The sequence below is a fragment of the Planktothrix pseudagardhii genome (genome assembly GCF_904830925.1).
GTDB lineage: Bacteria > Cyanobacteriota > Cyanobacteriia > Cyanobacteriales > Microcoleaceae > Planktothrix > Planktothrix tepida.
In genome coordinates this window covers 6,206,746-6,225,939 of record NZ_LR882967.1, presented here as the reverse complement: position 1 = coordinate 6,225,939, position 19,194 = coordinate 6,206,746, and the positions used below count along the sequence as shown (strand labels likewise).

16 protein-coding genes and 1 pseudogene are annotated in these 19,194 nt (G+C 39.1%); 5 read left to right on the top strand and 12 right to left on the bottom strand.

The annotated features are described in order from the left end of the window. Positions 1-64 precede the first annotated feature (64 nt). The 4 genes from NMK36_RS26995 to NMK36_RS26980 form a co-directional block, all read right to left on the bottom strand. Positions 65-1,099: a PstS family phosphate ABC transporter substrate-binding protein gene (locus NMK36_RS26995; RefSeq protein WP_254175049.1), complete on the bottom strand. Its 1,035-nt coding sequence runs from the start codon at positions 1,097-1,099 to the stop codon at positions 65-67. A gap of 183 nt (positions 1,100-1,282) precedes the next feature. Next, positions 1,283-1,957: an HAD-IA family hydrolase gene (locus NMK36_RS26990; RefSeq protein WP_072717675.1), complete on the bottom strand. Its 675-nt coding sequence runs from the start codon at positions 1,955-1,957 to the stop codon at positions 1,283-1,285. 130 nt (positions 1,958-2,087) lie between these two features. Then, positions 2,088-2,636: a hypothetical protein gene (locus NMK36_RS26985; RefSeq protein ID WP_254175048.1), complete on the bottom strand. Its 549-nt coding sequence runs from the start codon at positions 2,634-2,636 to the stop codon at positions 2,088-2,090. 8 nt (positions 2,637-2,644) lie between these two features. Then, complete coding sequence (locus tag NMK36_RS26980; RefSeq protein ID WP_083579881.1) at positions 2,645-2,776, bottom strand: glutathione S-transferase N-terminal domain-containing protein; 132 nt, start codon at positions 2,774-2,776, stop codon at positions 2,645-2,647. Positions 2,777-2,978: 202 nt separating this feature from the next. Between NMK36_RS26980 and phnF the strand changes: the two genes are divergently transcribed. The 3 genes from phnF (at position 2,979) to NMK36_RS26965 (ending at position 5,338) form a co-directional block, all read left to right on the top strand. Continuing rightward, complete coding sequence (phnF, locus tag NMK36_RS26975) at positions 2,979-3,707, top strand: phosphonate metabolism transcriptional regulator PhnF (protein WP_072717677.1); 729 nt, start codon at positions 2,979-2,981, stop codon at positions 3,705-3,707. Between the two features lie 296 nt (positions 3,708-4,003). Further along, positions 4,004-4,219 (top strand): DUF7219 family protein, encoded by a 216-nt coding sequence (locus NMK36_RS26970; protein ID WP_072717678.1) that lies wholly within the window; start codon positions 4,004-4,006, stop codon positions 4,217-4,219. Positions 4,220-4,351: 132 nt separating this feature from the next. Further along, the gene (locus tag NMK36_RS26965; protein ID WP_072717679.1) at positions 4,352-5,338 is read left to right on the top strand and encodes a CHAD domain-containing protein; all 987 of its coding nucleotides are present in this window, start codon (positions 4,352-4,354) and stop codon (positions 5,336-5,338) included. Positions 5,339-5,364: 26 nt separating this feature from the next. On the opposite strand, the gene NMK36_RS26960 is transcribed toward NMK36_RS26965, so the two are convergent. The 6 genes and pseudogenes from NMK36_RS26960 to NMK36_RS26935 all read right to left on the bottom strand — a co-directional run bounded on the left by NMK36_RS26960 (position 5,365) and on the right by NMK36_RS26935 (position 12,717). Beyond that, on the bottom strand, positions 5,365-7,065 hold the full coding sequence (locus NMK36_RS26960; RefSeq protein WP_245824174.1) for a DUF3352 domain-containing protein: 1,701 nt from the start codon (positions 7,063-7,065) through the stop codon (positions 5,365-5,367). Between the two features lie 94 nt (positions 7,066-7,159). Continuing rightward, a complete protein-coding gene (corA, locus tag NMK36_RS26955) occupies positions 7,160-8,347 on the bottom strand; it encodes a magnesium/cobalt transporter CorA (RefSeq protein ID WP_072717680.1) in 1,188 nt (395 codons plus the stop codon). Between the two features lie 145 nt (positions 8,348-8,492). After that, positions 8,493-8,945 (bottom strand): nitrate reductase associated protein, encoded by a 453-nt coding sequence (locus tag NMK36_RS26950; RefSeq protein WP_072717681.1) that lies wholly within the window; start codon positions 8,943-8,945, stop codon positions 8,493-8,495. A gap of 155 nt (positions 8,946-9,100) precedes the next feature. Continuing rightward, positions 9,101-10,169: pseudogene (locus NMK36_RS26945) on the bottom strand (LOG family protein). A 207-nt stretch (positions 10,170-10,376) separates the two neighbouring features. Further along, the gene (gene trxA / locus NMK36_RS26940) at positions 10,377-10,712 is read right to left on the bottom strand and encodes a thioredoxin (RefSeq protein ID WP_072717683.1); all 336 of its coding nucleotides are present in this window, start codon (positions 10,710-10,712) and stop codon (positions 10,377-10,379) included. A gap of 841 nt (positions 10,713-11,553) precedes the next feature. Further along, positions 11,554-12,717 (bottom strand): GuaB3 family IMP dehydrogenase-related protein, encoded by a 1,164-nt coding sequence (locus NMK36_RS26935; protein WP_072717684.1) that lies wholly within the window; start codon positions 12,715-12,717, stop codon positions 11,554-11,556. A gap of 293 nt (positions 12,718-13,010) precedes the next feature. Between NMK36_RS26935 and NMK36_RS26930 the strand changes: the two genes are divergently transcribed. Next, entirely contained in the window at positions 13,011-13,649 is a 639-nt protein-coding gene (locus NMK36_RS26930; RefSeq protein ID WP_072717685.1) for a peroxiredoxin, read from the top strand. A 150-nt stretch (positions 13,650-13,799) separates the two neighbouring features. Here the strand turns inward: NMK36_RS26930 and NMK36_RS26925 are convergent, their stop codons facing one another. Continuing rightward, positions 13,800-15,029 (bottom strand): glycosyltransferase family 4 protein, encoded by a 1,230-nt coding sequence (locus NMK36_RS26925; protein WP_072717686.1) that lies wholly within the window; start codon positions 15,027-15,029, stop codon positions 13,800-13,802. Between the two features lie 421 nt (positions 15,030-15,450). Here NMK36_RS26925 and NMK36_RS26920 point away from each other — a divergent pair, with 421 nt between their 5' ends. Further along, positions 15,451-16,434 (top strand): cysteine synthase A, encoded by a 984-nt coding sequence (locus NMK36_RS26920; RefSeq protein ID WP_072717687.1) that lies wholly within the window; start codon positions 15,451-15,453, stop codon positions 16,432-16,434. Between the two features lie 350 nt (positions 16,435-16,784). Here the strand turns inward: NMK36_RS26920 and NMK36_RS26915 are convergent, their stop codons facing one another. Next, positions 16,785-18,824 carry a histidine phosphatase family protein gene (locus tag NMK36_RS26915; protein ID WP_083579882.1) on the bottom strand — a complete coding sequence of 680 codons (2,040 nt, stop codon included), beginning with the start codon at positions 18,822-18,824 and terminating at the stop codon, positions 16,785-16,787. Between the last annotated feature and the right edge of the window lie 370 nt (positions 18,825-19,194).

Below are 19,194 nucleotides of genomic sequence, written 5' to 3'. Positions count from 1 at the left end.
AGTTTGCTCTAAAAAAGATTCCCTTGATGGCGGTGAATGAGTAAGAATTAACTTGATTTAAACTTTAGTATTCTGCTCGTTTTGTTAACACTTGATCTAGGGTTAAGTTAAACTCAGATGTTCCCCCAAAGACTGTGCCAACTTTTGTTTTATGAAAGTTGCGATAGAGTTTGGTATAATCATCAGAGTCAAAAGGAATATAACCGACATTTTGAACGACTTTAGGCGCTTTTTGCATATAGAAATCCAGAAAATCATTCATGGCTGGGTTATTTTGAGCAGTAACCGCATTAACATAGATAAATAAGGGGCGAGCTAGGGGTCGATATTTTTCAGCGTCCGTTGGATTTTGAGAAGGCATAATCGGCCCTGAACCCTTTTGGTTATCAATGGCTAATGCTTTTAACGCCTCTGATTTTTTCTGATAATAAGCATAACCAAAATAGCCTAATCCATTGGGATCATTAATGATAGCTTGTTCAATAATTTCATCATCCTCACTGGCTTGATAATCCGTGCGACTAGCTCCTTCTGTTCCCACAATTGCGGCGGTAAAATAATCATAAGTTCCTGAATCTTTACCGGGGCCATAGAGATTAATCGGTTGGTTTGGCCAAAAAGCTCGAATTTGATTCCAAGTTTTAATTTTTTCTTCTGCTTGGGGTTCCCAAAGTTTCTTTAATTCCGCAACGGTGATATCCTGAGCCCAGGTATTTTTAGGATTAACTACAACGGTCAACGCATCAAAAGCAACAGGTAATTCTAGATAAGAAATATTATTTTTTTTACACACTTCAATCTCTTCTTTTAAAATGGGTCGAGAAGCATTATTAATGTCCGTTTCTCCAGCACAAAATTTTCTAAAGCCACCTCCTGTTCCTGAAAAATTAACTGTTATATCTATATCAGACGGACTCTGAGCATTGTAATCTTTAACAATTGTTTCAGTAATGGGATAAACGGTACTAGAACCATCAATATGAATGGGTTTTGTCTGTTGGGTCTGACCTGGACTGCACGCCAAAAGCAGGGTAGAAGTCCCAACGGCTAAAGCTAAGGTTTTGAGAGAACTGGGCAATTTTGATAGTCTAGGAGTCATAAAGTATCCCCTGTGACAGTTAGGGTTAGGCATATTAAAATCATATCAATTTTTTTTGATATGTCAAGTTAAAAAAAGGTTAAAAATCTTTTATAACCCCTAAAGATGCTGAATAAGCCTGAGTCAGATGAGGAAAATTGTTATTGCTAATTTACCTTAATCATCTAATCTTTAAATGATTGATTAAAACTTAGGTAACTGCCATAATTCCGGTTGAAATTCACTCAGAGAATTGAGAATTTGATCCGCTTCTTTATAAAGAGATTGATCCATATCTGATGCGGGAACAGCAACTACTGACATTCCTGCCACTTTCGCTGCGGAAACCCCTGCTAAAGCATCTTCAAAGACTAAACAGTTTTCAGGTTTTGCCCCTAAACGTTGGGCAACTAATAGGAAAATATCGGGAGCAGGTTTACCATTTTTGAGTTCAGGATCATCCCCCCGAACAATTTCTTGAAATACAGAAAACCAGCCTTGATGACTTTGGGTTTTAGCCGTAAACGGACGAGTTCCTGAACTGGTCGCAACCGCTTGCGGAATGTTATGAAAAGCGAGATGTTGAGTCAGATGAACGGCTCCGTCCAAGGGCAAAACATGGGGGTATAATTCGTAAATAATCGCGTCTTTTTGTTTTAGAAATTCTTCAACGCTGAGAGATAAATCTAACTCTTGAATCAGAAGTTTTGCTGAATCATGGGATTTTCTGCCCCTAACTTTGCAACTCAAACTATGTTCAATCGTTTTACCATAACGGTGAGCAACGATTTGATTTACTCTAGCATGAAGGGGTTCTGTGTCTAACAGTAGACCATCTAGGTCGTAAATAACATGAGTAATTTTTTTAAAGTTAGGCATTGGCGCATGGATAAAGCGTTAAAGTTATTATGAAGGAAATTGATCCATAAATCAAGTCTCAGGATAGGCGGAAATCTTAGAGATAGATTAAGGATAAAAATCAAGAAAAGTTGAACTTAACACTTTTCCCTTATGCTTTTAACAGCCAAGATTGATGACAAGTCCAGGACTGCTCAAGATGTCTTTGATAAAACCTTAATTCCCAATCTACTTGAGCTTGGGGATTAATTCTAATTTGAGCTAGATGTTTTAATTGTTCAGCGTGTTCGGGTTGAAATTCATACGCTAAACTCAAATGCAGCCAAGTTTTTAATCGTAAGGCTTCAAGACGAGTGGGTGAATTTGCTAATTGAGCAAAATGAATCATTAGAGAGGGAATTCCTTCTGTTTTTAATTCTAAACCATACCAATGAGTTTGAAAGGTCATTTTGATGACATCAAGTTTAAGTGGTGTTTTGCTTAATTTTGCAGTATTATAAGCCGTTTCCAATGCTTGAATATACAAATTAATGGATGATATTTCATCGTTAAAAAATCCGGTTAAGGTACAATGGGGCATATAATTATGGGCTGCATTAAAGCCACATAAATCTAAACTTTCTTGATAAAATGCTTGAATTTGTCCAGCTAATTCACCTTGAGGACAAGCATAAACAATAAATTGACTTGATGACATCATATTTTTGATTAAGAAACGTGTTGAGATTGATCGCCATCTAACTCGATAAAAACCGATTCAAATTCTATTTGCTTTTCTAATAATAGAAGCCAAACTCGCTGGGTATTGATTGAAAAGGGAGTATGGTATAACTTTAACATGATGAATGTGTCCTAAAACAAATCATAGAACTATTATAAACCCCTTGATGAAATTATTCTCATGAGTACCGGATTGTTATTAAAGTCTAGGGATCGGTAAAAAATTAGATAATTTGATGACAAGACGCTAACAGATGCTAAGATTATTAAAGATATCTTTATCGGTCTAACCCCCGACTCTTTATTTAATTGCTGATTTGGAATGAGCCTTAATCCTGTCCCGATGCACCTTCAAGTTGCTGAACGAATTCGACACAATATTAAACAAGGAATTTATCGAGTTGGAGAGCAATTACCTCAAGAAAGTTTATTAAGTCAATGTTTTAATGTAAATCGTCATATTATCAGACGAGCGATCGCTTGTTTAAAAAGTGAAGGAGTGTTAAATACCGAACCAGGGCGAGGGATTTTTGTGACTAAGAAACCGATTATTTATCCTCTAGGGAAACGAGTCCGTTATAATGAAATCCTGATTAATCAAGGCTTAGAACCTAGTTTCCAATTGTTAAAATGTATAGAAATTAAAGCGGATCTTTTAGTGGCTAATCATTTAGAAATTCTCGTGGGAGAATCCGTTGCTTGGATTGAACGTTTAATGTTTGCCAATAATGTACCGATTTCTATTACAAGTAGCTATTTTCCCCTAGACTATTTTCCGAATTTGTTAGCCTATGAAGCCCAAATGTGGTCAATTTCCCGACTTCTGAGAGAAATCTATGGCTGTGATCATTTACGGCGAAATACGTGGATTTCTTCTCGCCTTGTTGATGCTGACGATGCTCAATTATTGCACATATCAACAACCAGTTCTATTTTACGAGTTGAATCAATTAATGTCGATCAACATAATCATATTATTGAGTATGGAATTACCCGCTTTCGAGGGGATCAAATCGAACTAGGTTTAGGATCTCAATGTCTTTCCCTATAATATTATTATATTATTATTAAGTTTATTTACAATAATTTTCAAGCCTAAATTGGGGTACATCATAAAGGTTTTAAGTTAAATTTAAGTTAAAATAGTTTAATTTTGGGTAAAAATTAAAACTTGATAAACAAAAGATGATTTTTATTGAGAAAAAATAAAATTTGTAAAATTAATTTAAAATTAAGCTTTGAATTTTACACAAAACCCCCTTGACTTTGAGCCAGTTTTTATCTATGATTAAAACTTAATTGTTAAACAAACAAAACAATTAAAATTAGCAGTGTTTGGATACAAAGATGAGACTAACTCCAGATTTTTCTGATCGAACTCAGGTTGATCATTGGGAGACTCAGATGCCTTGTGTATCGGATCAAGCTCAATTGGAAGCGTTTGCTACGGATATCACTCAAATCTTTAGCTTAGAAACCGATGGAAGACTGTCTCCAAAGCAAGCCTATAGCCAAATTAAAACCTTGATGACTAAATTAAAAACTCAGGTGATAGGAGACTAAACTGAATTTTAGAAACCTGATTACAGATGAAGAGTTATAAATTTTGATCACGAAGATCAGTTCTACTTTTTCGTGCGATAGATTGCAGAATAAGACCAGTACAATAAAGATTAGAACCCGTATATTTTTAAAATGGAAATCAATACTCATCCTCAAACCCAAACTTTAGGATATTGGGCTGTAAAAGCGATTCAAAAACATCTGGAAAAAGTCATAAGTCATGAATCTGATGTTTTAAAAGATGATGATCCTGAAGAACTCCATCAAATGCGCGTGGGAATGCGACGGTTACGTTCAGCGATTGTTGGCTTTGCTCCAGTTTTAGACTTACCCGAATCGGCTGAAGATGAAAAAATAGGTAAGATTGCACGGCGTTTGGGGAAGTTACGAGATTTAGACGTATTATTAGAAACCTTACAAAACCATTATTATCCCCATTTACCCTCATCAGAACAAGAAATCCTAGATAAAATATTAATGAGTTGGGTGAAACAACGTCACAAAGCCTTTCGACTTGTGGAGTGGGTTTTAGACCATAAAACCTATAAAAACTTGAAAGAAGATTTACAAAATTGGATCAAAGAACCTTGTTTTACTCCACTGGAAAAGCTACCCATTAATGAAGTTCTTCCCGATTTATTACTCCCCCAAATCAGTGAGTTATTCTTACATTCCGGTTGGCAAGTGGGTGAAGATCAAGTTAACCCTATTTCTTTGGAAACTTTAGAAGAAATTTTAGATAAACAGGGAAAATCTTTGCATAGCTTAAGAAAGCAAGTTAAACGAGTGCGTTATCAAATGAATTTATTTACGGATTTCTATTCTTCTACCTATTCCAACTATTTAGAAGATATAAAAGCGATTCAGGAGTGTTTAGGTGATATTCAAGATAGCATGGTTTTAGGAGAAAAAATAGCCGAAGAGATACCCTCCAAAATCAACTCCAAACTCCCAACTTTTATGAGCGTATTAGCCCAAAATCGTTATGAATCTTGGCAAAAATGGGAACAATTACAACGTCAGTATTTAAAGCCGGAAACTCGTTATCAATTTCGATCAGAATTGCTGCATCCTGTTACAGAAACAGGAAACCGTAAAGATGAGAAGGAGGAAGAATAACCTTCTTCCCATCTCTAAAAATAAATTTAAGGTTGAGTTTTAGGTGCAGTATTCGGCTGGGTTGTTGGGGTTTTAACTTTAACAAAAATATCATAACGACTGGTGCGATCATTTAGAATAGCTGTTGTTAATCCAATTGATTGAATCGCATCAATCCAGATTTTTTGCTGAGGGGGAAGTTGAGGTAATGATAAGGTTCTGACATTCGGATCAAACACTCGTTCAACATTCATAAAAAAGTTACCATTGTTGGGGTTAAGTCCCATCGGAATACTTTGTTGAAATACTGGGTTAGAGGTAATAGGAACCGAAGGTAAAGGAACAATTTGATCCGCAACTGATCCCCCCAAAGTGATATAAGCCACATTTCCGTCTAACCAACCCCGAGTTACCACAAATCCTCCAAAGGGAGAAACCCATTGCATTGCGGGTTGATCTTTAATTTTAACTTCACTCACCTTAAATTGTTTATTCTTCATCACCTCATCTAACTGGGTAAACGTTTTATCGGTTGCATTGCGATCAGAAACTTTTACCATTAATACTAATCCCGCCACAAATCGTTCTAAAGCTCTGGGATTTGGAGTTGATGGAATTAAAGATAAAGCAAATTCTCCATTCATCCCCTTGAGAACATCCTTTTCTAATTCCATCCCCGTTGCAGATTTAAAACTAGAACTCAAAACTTGAGGATTAAATGGTGCGATGGGATTAGCATTTGCACCTTGGGTATAATCTTCCCAAACTTGTTTTAAATTACTTCCAGAAACCATGATTAATGTATTTTCTGGAATTTGTTTGAGGATGTCTTGCGCTCTATTCTCAACGGTAAATTTTTTCTGACTATTGGGTCTTAACCAAGACACGGCTTTAAACCCAACACCTTGAGATTCTAAATTAATATTAGTTGCTAATCCTTGATGTTGTTGAACTTGTTCTAAATTTTTCTCAGGAATGGGATTTCGAGAACGGTAAGATGCCACTGTGGTAGCGACGGGAATATTGAGATAAACTTGAGCAAAGGGATTTCCGGTTTTAATCGTATCCAAAGCCGCCGCATATCCTGGAGTTCTCGCTAAAGAACCTGAACCCCGATAGGTATCAATGGCGCGTTCTGTTGCATTGGGATCAGTTGTCACCACTAAGAAATCCTGTCCCAAAACCGCAATAGAATAATTTTGTTTGGGATTTCCTTTGGTTTCAATAATATCAATTCCTCGATAAGATCGTTGAGTAGTTTGACCTTGAGGTAAGGTTTTCGGTTGTGATAATAATTCTTTAGCTTTGGCGGGGTTAGCAATCGGAAATACTATCACTGTCGCTTGTTGATTTAAGGTTGTGGATGCTTCCGTACTGGGAGGAGTTCCTGATAGTAAACTAGAATTTGGTAAAAAGGCAATCATCACTTCTTTTCCGACCCAAGGCTGAATATCTTTCTGATAATCATAGCCATTCTCGGTTAATACCCGATTTTGCCAATCGTTCAAGACTTGTTTTAACGCGGCTTGAGATTGGGGTGTACCATATTGCTTTAATTTGTCCCATTGTTGGGTATCTGTGGACAGAGATACAGCCACCATTGCTTCGGAGGGAACAACATTTGCACCGAGGGGAACACCTTCTAAAAATTTACGCGAAACTAAGGTATAGTAAGCGGCAATTCCACCCCCAACAAGCAGTACCGCAACTCCCACCGTTAAAATTAAATTAGGTTTTATTTTTTGCATGATAATAGCAACGATGGCTGTAGGCAACCAGTAAACAATAATGATTGAGTATCGAGGGAGATTTTAACCCAGGGGGTTGCACTTTGCAAATTCATCACCGGGTAGACGCTTTTTCATCTTCAGGATGGGAAACACTATTAAACCAACCTCGTCGCCAGAAGAAAAAGAATAAGGCTAAAGCAATTATAAACATCAAGGTCAAACAGACCGGATAACCCCAATACCAATTGAGTTCAGGCATATTTAAAGGGGAAGTATCCGGGTTAAAATTCATTCCATATACCCCAGCCACAAAGGTTAGAGGAATAAAAATCGTTGAAATTACGGTGAGTAACTTCATAATTTCATTCATTTTATTGCTCATAGAAGACATATAAATTCCCATTAAATCGGACGATAACTCTCGATAAGTTTCGACCATATCTCGAACTAAAATTGTATGATCATAACAATCTCGTAAGTAAACCCGAACCTCTGGGCTAATTAAATCACTTCCATCTCGAATTAACACATTAATGGCTTCTCGTTGCGCCCAAATTGCCCGTCTAAGGGTAAATAAATCTCGACGAATACTATAAATTTTAGCTAGATTTTTAGGAACTGGATTAAAGACAACCTCGTCTTCTAATTCTTCTAAAATATCTCCATATTCTTCTAATACAGGGAAAAATCCATCAATAATGGCATCTAAAATCGCATAAGCTAAATAATCGACTCCTTGTTTGCGAATAATCCCTTGATTATAACGAATGCGATCGCGCACAGGTTGTAAACAATCATATTCTGCTTCTTCCTGTACCGTTAGCAAATAATTTTTGCCTAAAATAATACTAACTTGTTCTTTATGTAGTGGATCTTCACCTGGCTTAAGAGTTACCATCCAGGCAACAATCACCAGTTGATCATCATATTCTACCACTTTAGGACGTTGGGGAACATTCACCACATCTTCTAAAGCAATGGGATGTAAATTAAACACCTTTGCCATTCGTTCCCAAGTGTCTTGATTTCCTAATCCTAAAATATCTAACCAAGAAACAGAATGAGTATCTAAATAAGGCGCACATTCTTCCGGTGTCGTTAATTTTAAACGAGTCGCCATCCCATCGTTATAATCAATTAAAACCATCTCCGGTGGCGGATCATCCGCTTCCACATCTAATGTTCCGGGGGGTGTACCCGGATCATCATAAAAATAATCTAAATTTGATTCTTCTTCTTCCTCATCCTCATCTTTTACAGAATCAATCGCGGCTGTTGAAAGTTTCATACTATGGGTCATAACCAGTTCCCCAGAAGGTGAATTGAATGGGTTTACAAGTCAAAAAACTAATGCTAGTTTATCGATTTTTCTTGAGAATATAGTACAACAGAACTAAAATTATTTACATTTTAACTCAAAATCATAAAAAGTTTTTTATGATTATTTATAAAATTTTAAATTCTCTTAAAGCAGGTAAAAAGTTTTTATTTTCATGGCTAGGACGGCTCAACTTTAGTAAAGCAAATCGTTGTAATTGCGTTAAATTCTGCCAGTGTTTTAACGTGATCTCAACCCCCATTTCCTCTGCTTTTTGCTGCACAATATCCGGTAATTCAGTAGAATCTAACCAAAGTGGATGATCATCAATCGGTAAATCCTTTAATGGGATATTAGTATATTGTTCTGCTAATTGATACAATAAACTCCGATATCCTGCCATTTCTTCTGGTGTACTCATCGGATTTTCTACTAATTGTTGACGAACCTCATGGGGAAATTTATTCCAATGTTCTAACTTCAATTTAACCCCGCAGCTATCCAGTTTATACCGCACAACCATCGGAATACAATTCAAAGCTTTAACAAAATCCTGTTCAAATTCAAACAAATTGTTCATATTACGAATTACGAATTACGAATGGGGAATGGGCAATGAATAGGCAATAGGCAATAGGCAATAGGAAACAGAAATTTCTCCCCTCGCTTCCCCTGCTCCCCTTGTCCCCTTGTCCCCTTGTCCCCTTGTCCCCTTGTCCCCTTGTCCCCTTGTCCCTACTTCTGCTCTGGATGCGCCGCTTCTGGGGAAGTCGCTCCCATCTTATTAATCCTATAAATCATTTGATATAATCGTCCAACACGACGTTGATTAAAATGGAACATTAGACGCGGTAAGCCTTCGGTTTCGCCCCCTATCTCTTCAGGGAAAGCTTCCGTTTTCTCAATTCTTCCTTTAGATAAGATATCGTGAAACTCGGTATTGAGTTGTTCCACTTGCTCATTTGATAATTCCGATTTTAAGCGCATTACAAACTTATCTTTAACGTGGCGACTTGAATGATAAACTCGATAGAAATTAGCGATCGCTTCACAAGCCACAGACAAATCATCCGTAATCGTATAAAAACTTGGATCATCCGGTGAAATCAATCCCCGATTGAGCATTTGTTTTTCAATAAATTGATGTAAATCGTACCAATAATCCCCCCCCGGACGATCCACTAAAATCAATGGAGCAGGGCCAAATTTTCCCGTTTGAATTAAGGTTAAACATTCAAAGGTTTCATCTAACGTCCCAAACCCCCCTGGAAACATCGCTAAAGCATCACTTTCACGCAAAAAAAAACAGCTTGCGCGTGAAAAAATATTTAAACATAATTGCTTTTTTATTCCCTTCAATATACGGATTTGAAGATTGTTCAAAGGGAAGTTGAATATTTAATCCAAACGATAAATCCAGACCTGCACCCTCATTTCCCGCCTGCATAATCCCACCCCCACCCCCAGTTAAGACCATAAATCCTTGCTGGGTGACACATTGGGCAAAATCTGCTGCCATACGATACTCTTGAGTATTAGCCGAAATGCGAGCCGAACCAAAAATACAAATTTTGCGAACATGGCGATAGGGATAAAAAATTTGAAACCCTCGTTCTAAGTCCAGCAAAGAGGCGGAAATAATTTTCCAATCCAGAGTCTCAAATTCCTCCCCAGCCATGTGAACTAGGCTTGAAAGTGCTCGTGAAATCCACTTCTTATGCTTTAAATTCGGCAGTTGATCAACTAACTGAATAATATCTGCTTGTAGAGAATCTACCGCTTGGCTAATGTCAGAGGAGTTCATACGATTTTATCACTTACAACAAAGCACCTCAGACCCAAAGTTCCAAGGCGCAACACCCGTGAATAATGAGCTTGAGGTTTGAGTATCATTTTGGAGGACTCAAGAACTCCGTCTAGCAACTGACTCAAATGGATTGTTTTTGAAGTCAGTTGTTTAGATGAGTTGTCAACCCCTGCAACAATGATTAAATAGTGTTCGCTAACGACTTCAGGTATTTGGCTTCAGATACTTTTCTAAAGTAGACGCTAATGTCGTTTTAGGAACAGCACCCACAACCATATCCACTCTTTGACCTCCTTTGAAAATCATCAGAGTTGGAATACTGCGAATACCATACTGACTAGCAGTAGTAGCATTTTCATCTGTATTGAGCTTGACTACTTTTACTTGCCCGGCATATTGCTCTGCAATTTCCTCGACAACAGGTGCAACCATGCGACAAGGCCCGCACCAAGGAGCCCAAAAATCCACTAATACTGGGATTTCGCTGTCAAGCACATCTTCCTTAAAACTAGCATCAGTAACTGTTAAGGCGTTGGACATCCCTAGAAATCCTTATATATAAGACCCTATCAAATTTGACAGTCTCATCGTAGACACAAGAGTATCTAACGAGAGCTTCTTGCTTAACCAATTGAATAGGCAAAGCGTTAATTTTAGATTTAACAGCTTTCCTACCCTCTTGTCCACAAGAAATTAGATTATACGTCCACTGACTGTCGAACAGTAGACGAAGCCAGAGAGGAGATTAAGGCTCTCCAGTTTTTGCTTTCTTTTTGTCTATCCTACTCGGATGTTGAGCAAGCTGTTAACTCGGCAATAACTCCTCATTATATTTCAATACGGGCTTGAATTAACCATTAGGAGAACTTAGCTCAAATGCAATAATTTGAGTTAGATCATCCATCCCTGGAGGGATAACGTTACAGGGGGACACGGGAAACTCTGGCTCTATTAGAGCTTAAATCTTTTCAAAATTAAATTCAACCTTATTATGGGGACAAGGCTTAATTCATTTCGTTTCGATTTAAGTGGATTCTTCAAGGCAGACCCTTAAGCCAATCTTACCGCAAAAGGATATTCAGTTGAACAATTACTCACCTGATACCCCATTATCAAAATTTTTGTCTAACGACTTGCACAAATGAGCAGTTATCCTTATCCTAGGAGCAAGCGAATCTAAGCGGGTCGGTTCTAATTTCTAAAATTAAGAAACCGCCCGAACAAAAGTTCAGGCGGAGTGTGGTGTGAGGAGTGAACGGAAACATACGTCTCCGCTTCTTCTATTGTGACATTTTATTTCCCAGAATTCCAGGTTGAGTTGTAATTTTTACGACTCTTTAACAAGTGTTGTCAAGAATCCTTGAACTCCTCCTCCGTAAATTTACTTACCCATTCCTAACTGTTGAGCTTTTTGGTAGACTTTCCCTTCTGTTAACAGTGAAGGCGCAATCACCACTTCCACTTGCTGCATTTCTGGAATTGTCTGCGCCCCCAGGGTTCCCATACTGGTTTTTAACGCCCCCAATAAATTATGAGTTCCGTCATCGAGTTGAGCGGGGCCACGCAGAATTTGTTCTAAGGTTCCCGTTGTTCCCACCCGAATTCGAGTTCCACGGGGTAACACCGGACTCGGCGTTGCCATTCCCCAGTGATAACCCCGTCCCGGAGCTTCTTTAGCACGGGCAAAGGGAGAACCAATCATCACCCCATCAGCACCACAAGCAATACATTTACAGATATCTCCTCCGGTAATTAATCCGCCATCGGCAATAATTGGTACATAACGTCCGGTTTCTTGATAGAAATCATTCCGAGCAGCAGCACAGTCGGCTACGGCCGTTGCTTGGGGAACTCCAACCCCTAAAACCCCCCGTGAGGTACAAGCTGCACCAGGGCCAATCCCAACTAAAATTCCCGCCGCACCGGCTTTCAGCAAATCTAAGGTGATGTCGTAGGTGACACAGTTGCCCAAAATCACCGGAATGGGCATTTCTTGACAAAATTTGACTAAATCCAGAGGGGTCACAGACTCTGGTGAGAGGAAGGTGGTTGACACCACTGTTGCTTGGACAAAAAATAAATCAGCCCCAGCTTCAGCCACAACAGCGCCGTATTTACTCGCTCCGGCCGGGGTGGCACTCACCGCCGCAATACCCCCTCCGTTTTTAATTTGCTGAATGCGTTGAGTAATCAGTTCCGGTTTGATGGGTTCTGCATACAATTCTTGCATCAGGGTGACAAACTCATCTTTCCCCACTGAAGCGATGCGATCCAAAATCGGTTCTGGATCTTCGTAACGGGTTTGAATCCCTTCTAGGTTTAATACCCCCAATGCTCCTAGTTTCGATAATTCCACCGCCATGCGAACATCGACCACCCCATCCATTGCACTAGCAATAATGGGAATTTCTCGTTCAATGCCACCAATTGTCCAGGTTGTATCTGCTAAAACTGGATCAAGGGTGCGCTGTCCAGGGACTAACGCAATTTCGTCAATGCCATACGCTCTGCGGGCAACCTTGCCCCGACCAATTACAATATCCACTCTTGTATTTGTTCCCAAGACTCTATTTCTATTTAGACTATCAAAAATGAGGGGACATGGGGAAAACAGGGGACATGAGGATAGGGGCAAAAGGGAGGGGAAATGATTAATTTCTGTACAAATAAGCCAAGCGCGAAGCCATACCATAGACTCCAAACCCGTGATTAGGTAATCACAGTCAAGGGTCAACCGTTAACAACCCTCGCTAAATTTTTTAAAATTGCTAAAAACCGATAGGGAAACTGGGATATGATGAAAAAGCAAGATTGAATTGAAATTACAGGACATTAACTATGACACTGCGACTTGGGGATACCGTACCCAACTTTACTCAAGCATCCTCCGAAGGTGACATTAACTTTTATGACTGGGCTGGAGATAGTTGGGTGGTGTTATTCTCTCACCCAGCCGACTATACACCCGTTTGCACAACGGAACTGGGAACCGTTGCTAAATTAAAACCCGAATTTGACAAACGCAACGTTAAAGTGATTGCGTTGAGTGTGGATGATGCGGACTCCCACCAAGGTTGGATTCAAGATATTAACGAAACTCAAAATACCACCGTTAATTATCCAGTTTTAGCAGACCCAGACCGCAAAGTGTCAGAGTTGTACGACATGATTCATCCGAATGCAAATGCTGCGGTTACAGTGCGGACTGTTTTTATTATTGACCCTAATAAAAAACTACGTTTAAGCTTAACTTATCCTCCCAGCACCGGACGTAACTTTGATGAAATTCTGCGGGTGATTGATTCGCTGCAACTCACTGATCACTACAGCGTCGCCACCCCTGCGGACTGGAAAGATGGGGATGATTGTGTGATTGTTCCTTCCCTCAAAGACCCCGAAGTTTTGAAAGAGAAGTTCCCGAAAGGCTATCAAGAAGTCAAACCTTATTTACGTCTGACACCTCAACCCAATAAATAAACGAGTCTTCAAGAAAAAACCCAGTTTCTTAATGCAAAAAGGAGAAGCTGGGTTTTGCATTAGTCCTGTTAATCCCTAAAGGAGCTTAGACACAGGAGAGTGATCGGTTATTGTGCTAATAGATGTCGGCTATGGAAATAACACAAGTTCTTATTCAATACCTTTGCCGGGTCTTGCATAAGAACTCTGAAGAATAAGATTGTGAAGAGTTGCCGCTCCCAAGCGACTATCAAACTTTTCGATAACAGTTTGACGGCCAGCTTTAGCAAGTTGCTTACGAAATAGATCATCGGTAAGCAACTGCACAATAGCATCTGCCAACTTCTGTACATCAAAAGGAGGTACCAACAATCCGTTCACATGATCTGTGATAATCTCCACAACTCCGCCAGCCGCAGTTCCAATCGTTGCTACCTCAGCAGCCATTGCTTCTAAATAGACGACTCCCAAAGGTTCCTTGTGGGAAGCTAGTATAAATAAATCGGCAGATTGCGCTTCTGAAAGACATTCTTCTTCCCCTATAGAACCTAACAGAAGAACATCTTCATTTAGACCTAACTCATAGATTAAAGCTTGCAGTCTTGGCTGTTCTGGACCTGAACCAGCAATTCTTAACTGAAAAGGTACACCCTTTTCCTTTACGATTGCTACCGCTTTTATCAAAATATCAAAGCCCTTGCTAAAAACTAAGCGTCCAATACTCAAAATTCGCTTTGGACAAGCAACATCTAATTTCTTGTTAGAATCAGGCATCCATTTTTGGGTATCTACTCCATGCCTGGTGATGTAATGATAATGTTGTGGAGCAAGTGATGAGAAATCTTTCTGCATCTCTTCCACCATCCACTCTGCTACTAAAGTAACAAAAGCAGCATCCTCAAATTTTTCTTTTAATGCACCTCCCCAATCCTCAAATGCTGCTACTACAGTTAGTGAAAATGGTAAATCTACTAACCGTTTGACCATCATACACAAAATAGCACTGTTTCCAGGTATGGGGGTATGCAAGTGCTTGATTTGCCTGTATTTCACTTCTTGTGCTAATTGACAAGCCGGAATTATCAATGGTAGAACCGATTTCCAAGATGGTTGTTTGTCTACAGGTAAGGTAAAAGCCAACTGAATACAAGATAGAAACCCTTTCAGATGACGTACTATCGCCCAAGTCAAACTCAGGATGATTTTACTAATGCTAAGTGGCCATAGATAGCAAGTTTCAGCCTGAGCAGCTAAGGCAAAGCTATGCTTTCCCAATTCTTTAGGCTGACGAGTTGAGAAAATAGTGATATCCAGCCCCAACTCTCTAAGATGAGAGATTTCACGCCAGGCCCATACATGGGATTGTCCGGGCCATTCTGGAATTAAATAACCAATTTTCATATAAGTGCTGGTGCAAAATAAATTACCGAGTTGACAAAGGGAAGACCGGATCTGGGAATCATCAAATGTGTAAATAATTATGTTTGCGTACTTATAAGTACCTACACAAAATTATTTGCATATCCGATTTCTGGTTTTCCCTTTGTTTTAAGAGCTTCAGGTTAACCTAGTGTGTAATTAATTTTGTTTACCTACTTAGCAATCCTAAATAAATTGCCCTTTTCATTTTACTCTAATCTTAGCAGACCCAGACCGTAAAAGGTGATCAAGAAGTCAAACCCTATTTACGTCTGACACCTCAACCCAATAACAACACTTCAGACAGTTTGCGATAGCCTTCGGCTGGGCGGAGCATCATCTAGTCCAGTTAATCCCTAAAATAAAAGAAACGCAGTGCAAAATTTTAACTAGGACGTTGTTCATGGACATTAAAAACGGTTTTGTTGGCACAATTGGGAATACCCCTTTAATTCGATTAAACAGTTTCAGTGATGAAACTGGGTGTGAAATTTTAGGGAAAGCAGAATTTTTAAATCCCGGCGGTTCTGTGAAAGATCGGGCGGCTTTATATATTATTAAAGATGCAGAAGAAAAAGGATTACTAAAACCCGGTGGAACCGTTGTAGAAGGAACTGCTGGAAATACGGGAATCGGATTAGCCCATATTTGTAATGCCAAAGGCTACAAATGTTTAATTATTATTCCTGACACTCAATCTCCTGAAAAAATGGAAGCCTTAAGAACTTTAGGAGCCGAAGTTCGACCAGTTCCTGCTGTTCCGTATAAAGATCCAAATAATTATGTTAGATTATCAGGACGGTTAGCGTCAGAAATGGAAAATGCAGTTTGGGCAAATCAATTTGATAATTTAGCCAATCGTTTAGCCCATTATGAAACAACCGGGCCAGAAATTTGGGAACAAACCGATGGTAAAGTCGATGCTTGGGTCGCTGCAACAGGAACCGGAGGAACGTTTGCCGGAGTTTCGCTCTTTTTAAAAGAGAAAAATCCTCAGATTAAAACCGTTGTTGCTGATCCGATGGGGAGTGGGTTATATAGTTATGTAAAAACGGGAGAAATTAATCCTCAAGGAAATTCAATTACGGAAGGGATTGGGAATAGTCGAATCACCGCAAATATGGAAAATGTTCCCATTGATGATGCCATTTTAGTAGATGATAATGAAGCTTTACGGGTCATTTATCAACTGTTAAGAAAAGATGGATTATTTATGGGAGGTTCTGTAGGAATTAATGTAGGGGCGGCGGTAGCTTTAGCGAAAGAAATGGGGCCGGGTCATACCATTGTTACGGTCTTATGTGATGGGGGTGCTCGTTATCAATCTAAATTATTTAATAAACAATGGTTACAGGAACGCAATCTCTGGCCTGATAATTTAGATTAATTGCAGGTATGTTTTAGGGCGAGAAAACCTCGCCCCTACAGAGGGTGATATTCTATTTTTTATCTTACCAAGGACTTCCGACTAATGTAAATGCTGCCCAATAATAGGGATAGTTTAACTCGTTATTATTAAGATTTTGTAGATCGGAAGGAAGGGTAATTTCTTGGTTGTGATTGACTAAAATTAAACGACCTTCTTCAATTCAGTTATTTGTAGCAAACATTTAAGGATTTCATATTAGCTGTTGTCGTAGAAAAAGTGATCGCTCGGATACTTTTTCTGGACTTCTCAGAATCCAAGATCTCCTAGTGATCGCTTGAAATGACTCAGATGACCAAAGCCAACTATTGTCAGGTTGGAGATGCTGTCGCAGGGGCAACGTTCAAGTTAGCAACCAATCCATAAGTTGAGATGTAATCTTCTAACTCTTGTAAATCGATTGTGCCATTTTTATCGGCATCAAGAATGTTAAATAGATAATCAGTGATATATTTTCTAACTTCTTCTGAACTGCGGGTTCCTGATGTCATATCTTCAATCAGCCCTAACAATTCCATAATTTCAGCGCGATCCAGTGTTTTACTGCCATCCGTATCTAATTTAAGGAATAGCTTCTTAACATTTTCAGTTGCCATTCTCGATGAGCGTAATGTTTCTCTCAAAATGTCATTTCCGAAGGCATTCATGAACAAGATTTGCTCAATTAAAGGGATACAGAAAAATCCCAATGAAGTCCAGAAAATTGCATATCGGACAGCTTCTGGATTGGCGGTTGTGCTAATCCCCAGGAAAAGCACCGCCCAAAGGTAAAAGTTAGGATTCACCAGCAGAATATAAGCATCCTGAGCTTCTGCTTTATTGAGTTTACCCTTGGAAAACACTGCGGTTAATACAGCTAAACCCCGCATTGAGACAAAGATTAATACGGCTAAAGCAAGCTGTTGTAAACAAGCAAACGATCGCATCGGATCTGTTGCCGTAAATAAATCGGAAATAAACGTTGCGGGAGTAAACTGAAACCCTGTTACTAAAGCCATTAATGCAACAGCTAAAACACCGATAAATTTCCAGTTTTTACTGTGATGATTGGATTCAACGGGAGATTTGTCGCGCCAAAATTGGGCGAGCGCTCCCGGTATTGCTAAACCCACAATTAGAATAATGAAGAAAAAGCTCAGACTCGAAGAGTTAATCGGTAATTGTTTAGCGATCGTAAATGTTCCAATCAGTGCCAAAGGTGCGATAATTGATAAGTTTTTAGATAACACCGCCGAAGGATAAAGATTACCTCCCCAAAGCACCGATAAAATGGGGGAAGTCAAGGCAGGTGGTACCATCCAAAATAGCACCCACATGACTTTATATAAATCCTCTGGGCTTTGATACAACCCTCCAGAAAAGATTAAAAATAGCCCAACTACCCATCGTGCTATTGTCCAGCCATAAACGATATACTGCACCGTTGAAGTAACTTTTCGTTTACTTGCGGCAAAGTCAATATCCAAATAGGTGTAAAACGTTGAAGCGGCAAGACACGCAACAATAATGGCTCGAAAAATATCGGACTGAATTGCAGCAGGAGAGGCACTAATGGCTCGAACTAAAGTTCCCAATAAGAAGGCAACTGCATAAATCAAAATTGCCCACATAATGGAAAGATCATTGATTTCTTTTCGTAAAGCCGCAGCACCACCGGATTCTTTATCTCGAAATTTGACGAGATCTTCCCCACTGAGAGCTTTACCATTGGGAAGTTTCAGGTGTTTATAAGCTGTTGGAGGTAAACCGCTTAAATAAAGCGCTAAAGGCTCTAATACATATTGGTGACAAACGACTAATACCGTTTCCCCTTGTTCGAGATGAGGGACAACCTTTTCCTCATAGAAACGTGCAGCGCGATCATAAACTTGTGCAATTTTTTCTCCGGCGGGCGGTGCTTCGTTGTGGGAATGTAACATTTCCTCGAAGCCTTCATAACCCAACGCAAGGCGCAGCAAATTTAAGTTCCGCCCTGCAAAAATACCAAAGGATTTTTCACTAATCCGGTGGTCAATTTCAACGGGAATATCCGGGGATTTCAGGGCTTGACTTTCTGCCAAGGCAATTTCACAGGTTTGGCGCGCCCGTTTCATGTGAGAGACGTATACCGCATCAAACTTGACTCCTTGTTTCTTAATATCAACCCCAGCACGGCGAGCTTGTAGTTTTCCAAAGGAGGTGAGTTCCACATCTAGAACCCCTGCAAAAATATTGCGTTCGTTGCTCGTACTTTCTCCATGTCGAACAAAATAGACATTACCGAGTAAACTCTCTCGTTTTCCGATGTTGTCTTCTCTGACTTGATTGGATGTTGAAGGCGGAGATTGAGAGTTAGAGATTTTTTCCACCATAGATGGCTCCTGCTCAAAATTCACAGTATTAAATAATCGGTCAAGATCATAGCAGGGTAATAACTGATGATCTAATAAGAAAAAAGCTAATTGTAAATTTTTGTTGATGTTAATTAAAATTGTGATACAATAAAGAATATTAGTTTTTTAGAAATTTACTTAATTTGATTGAGGGAAATTCCAAAGAAATTTTTACCCTCTGCTGATTTGATTCAATATCAATCTACTGGGTTTTGGCTAGAGCGATCGCTAATAACTAGCAACTTGCATGATTTCTACTAAGCAAAAAAACTTATTTATTAATTTTTAACTCGTGAAATTCCGCATTTTTAATAGTTTCTAAAGATGGGCATTTTAAGATGTAAAATAG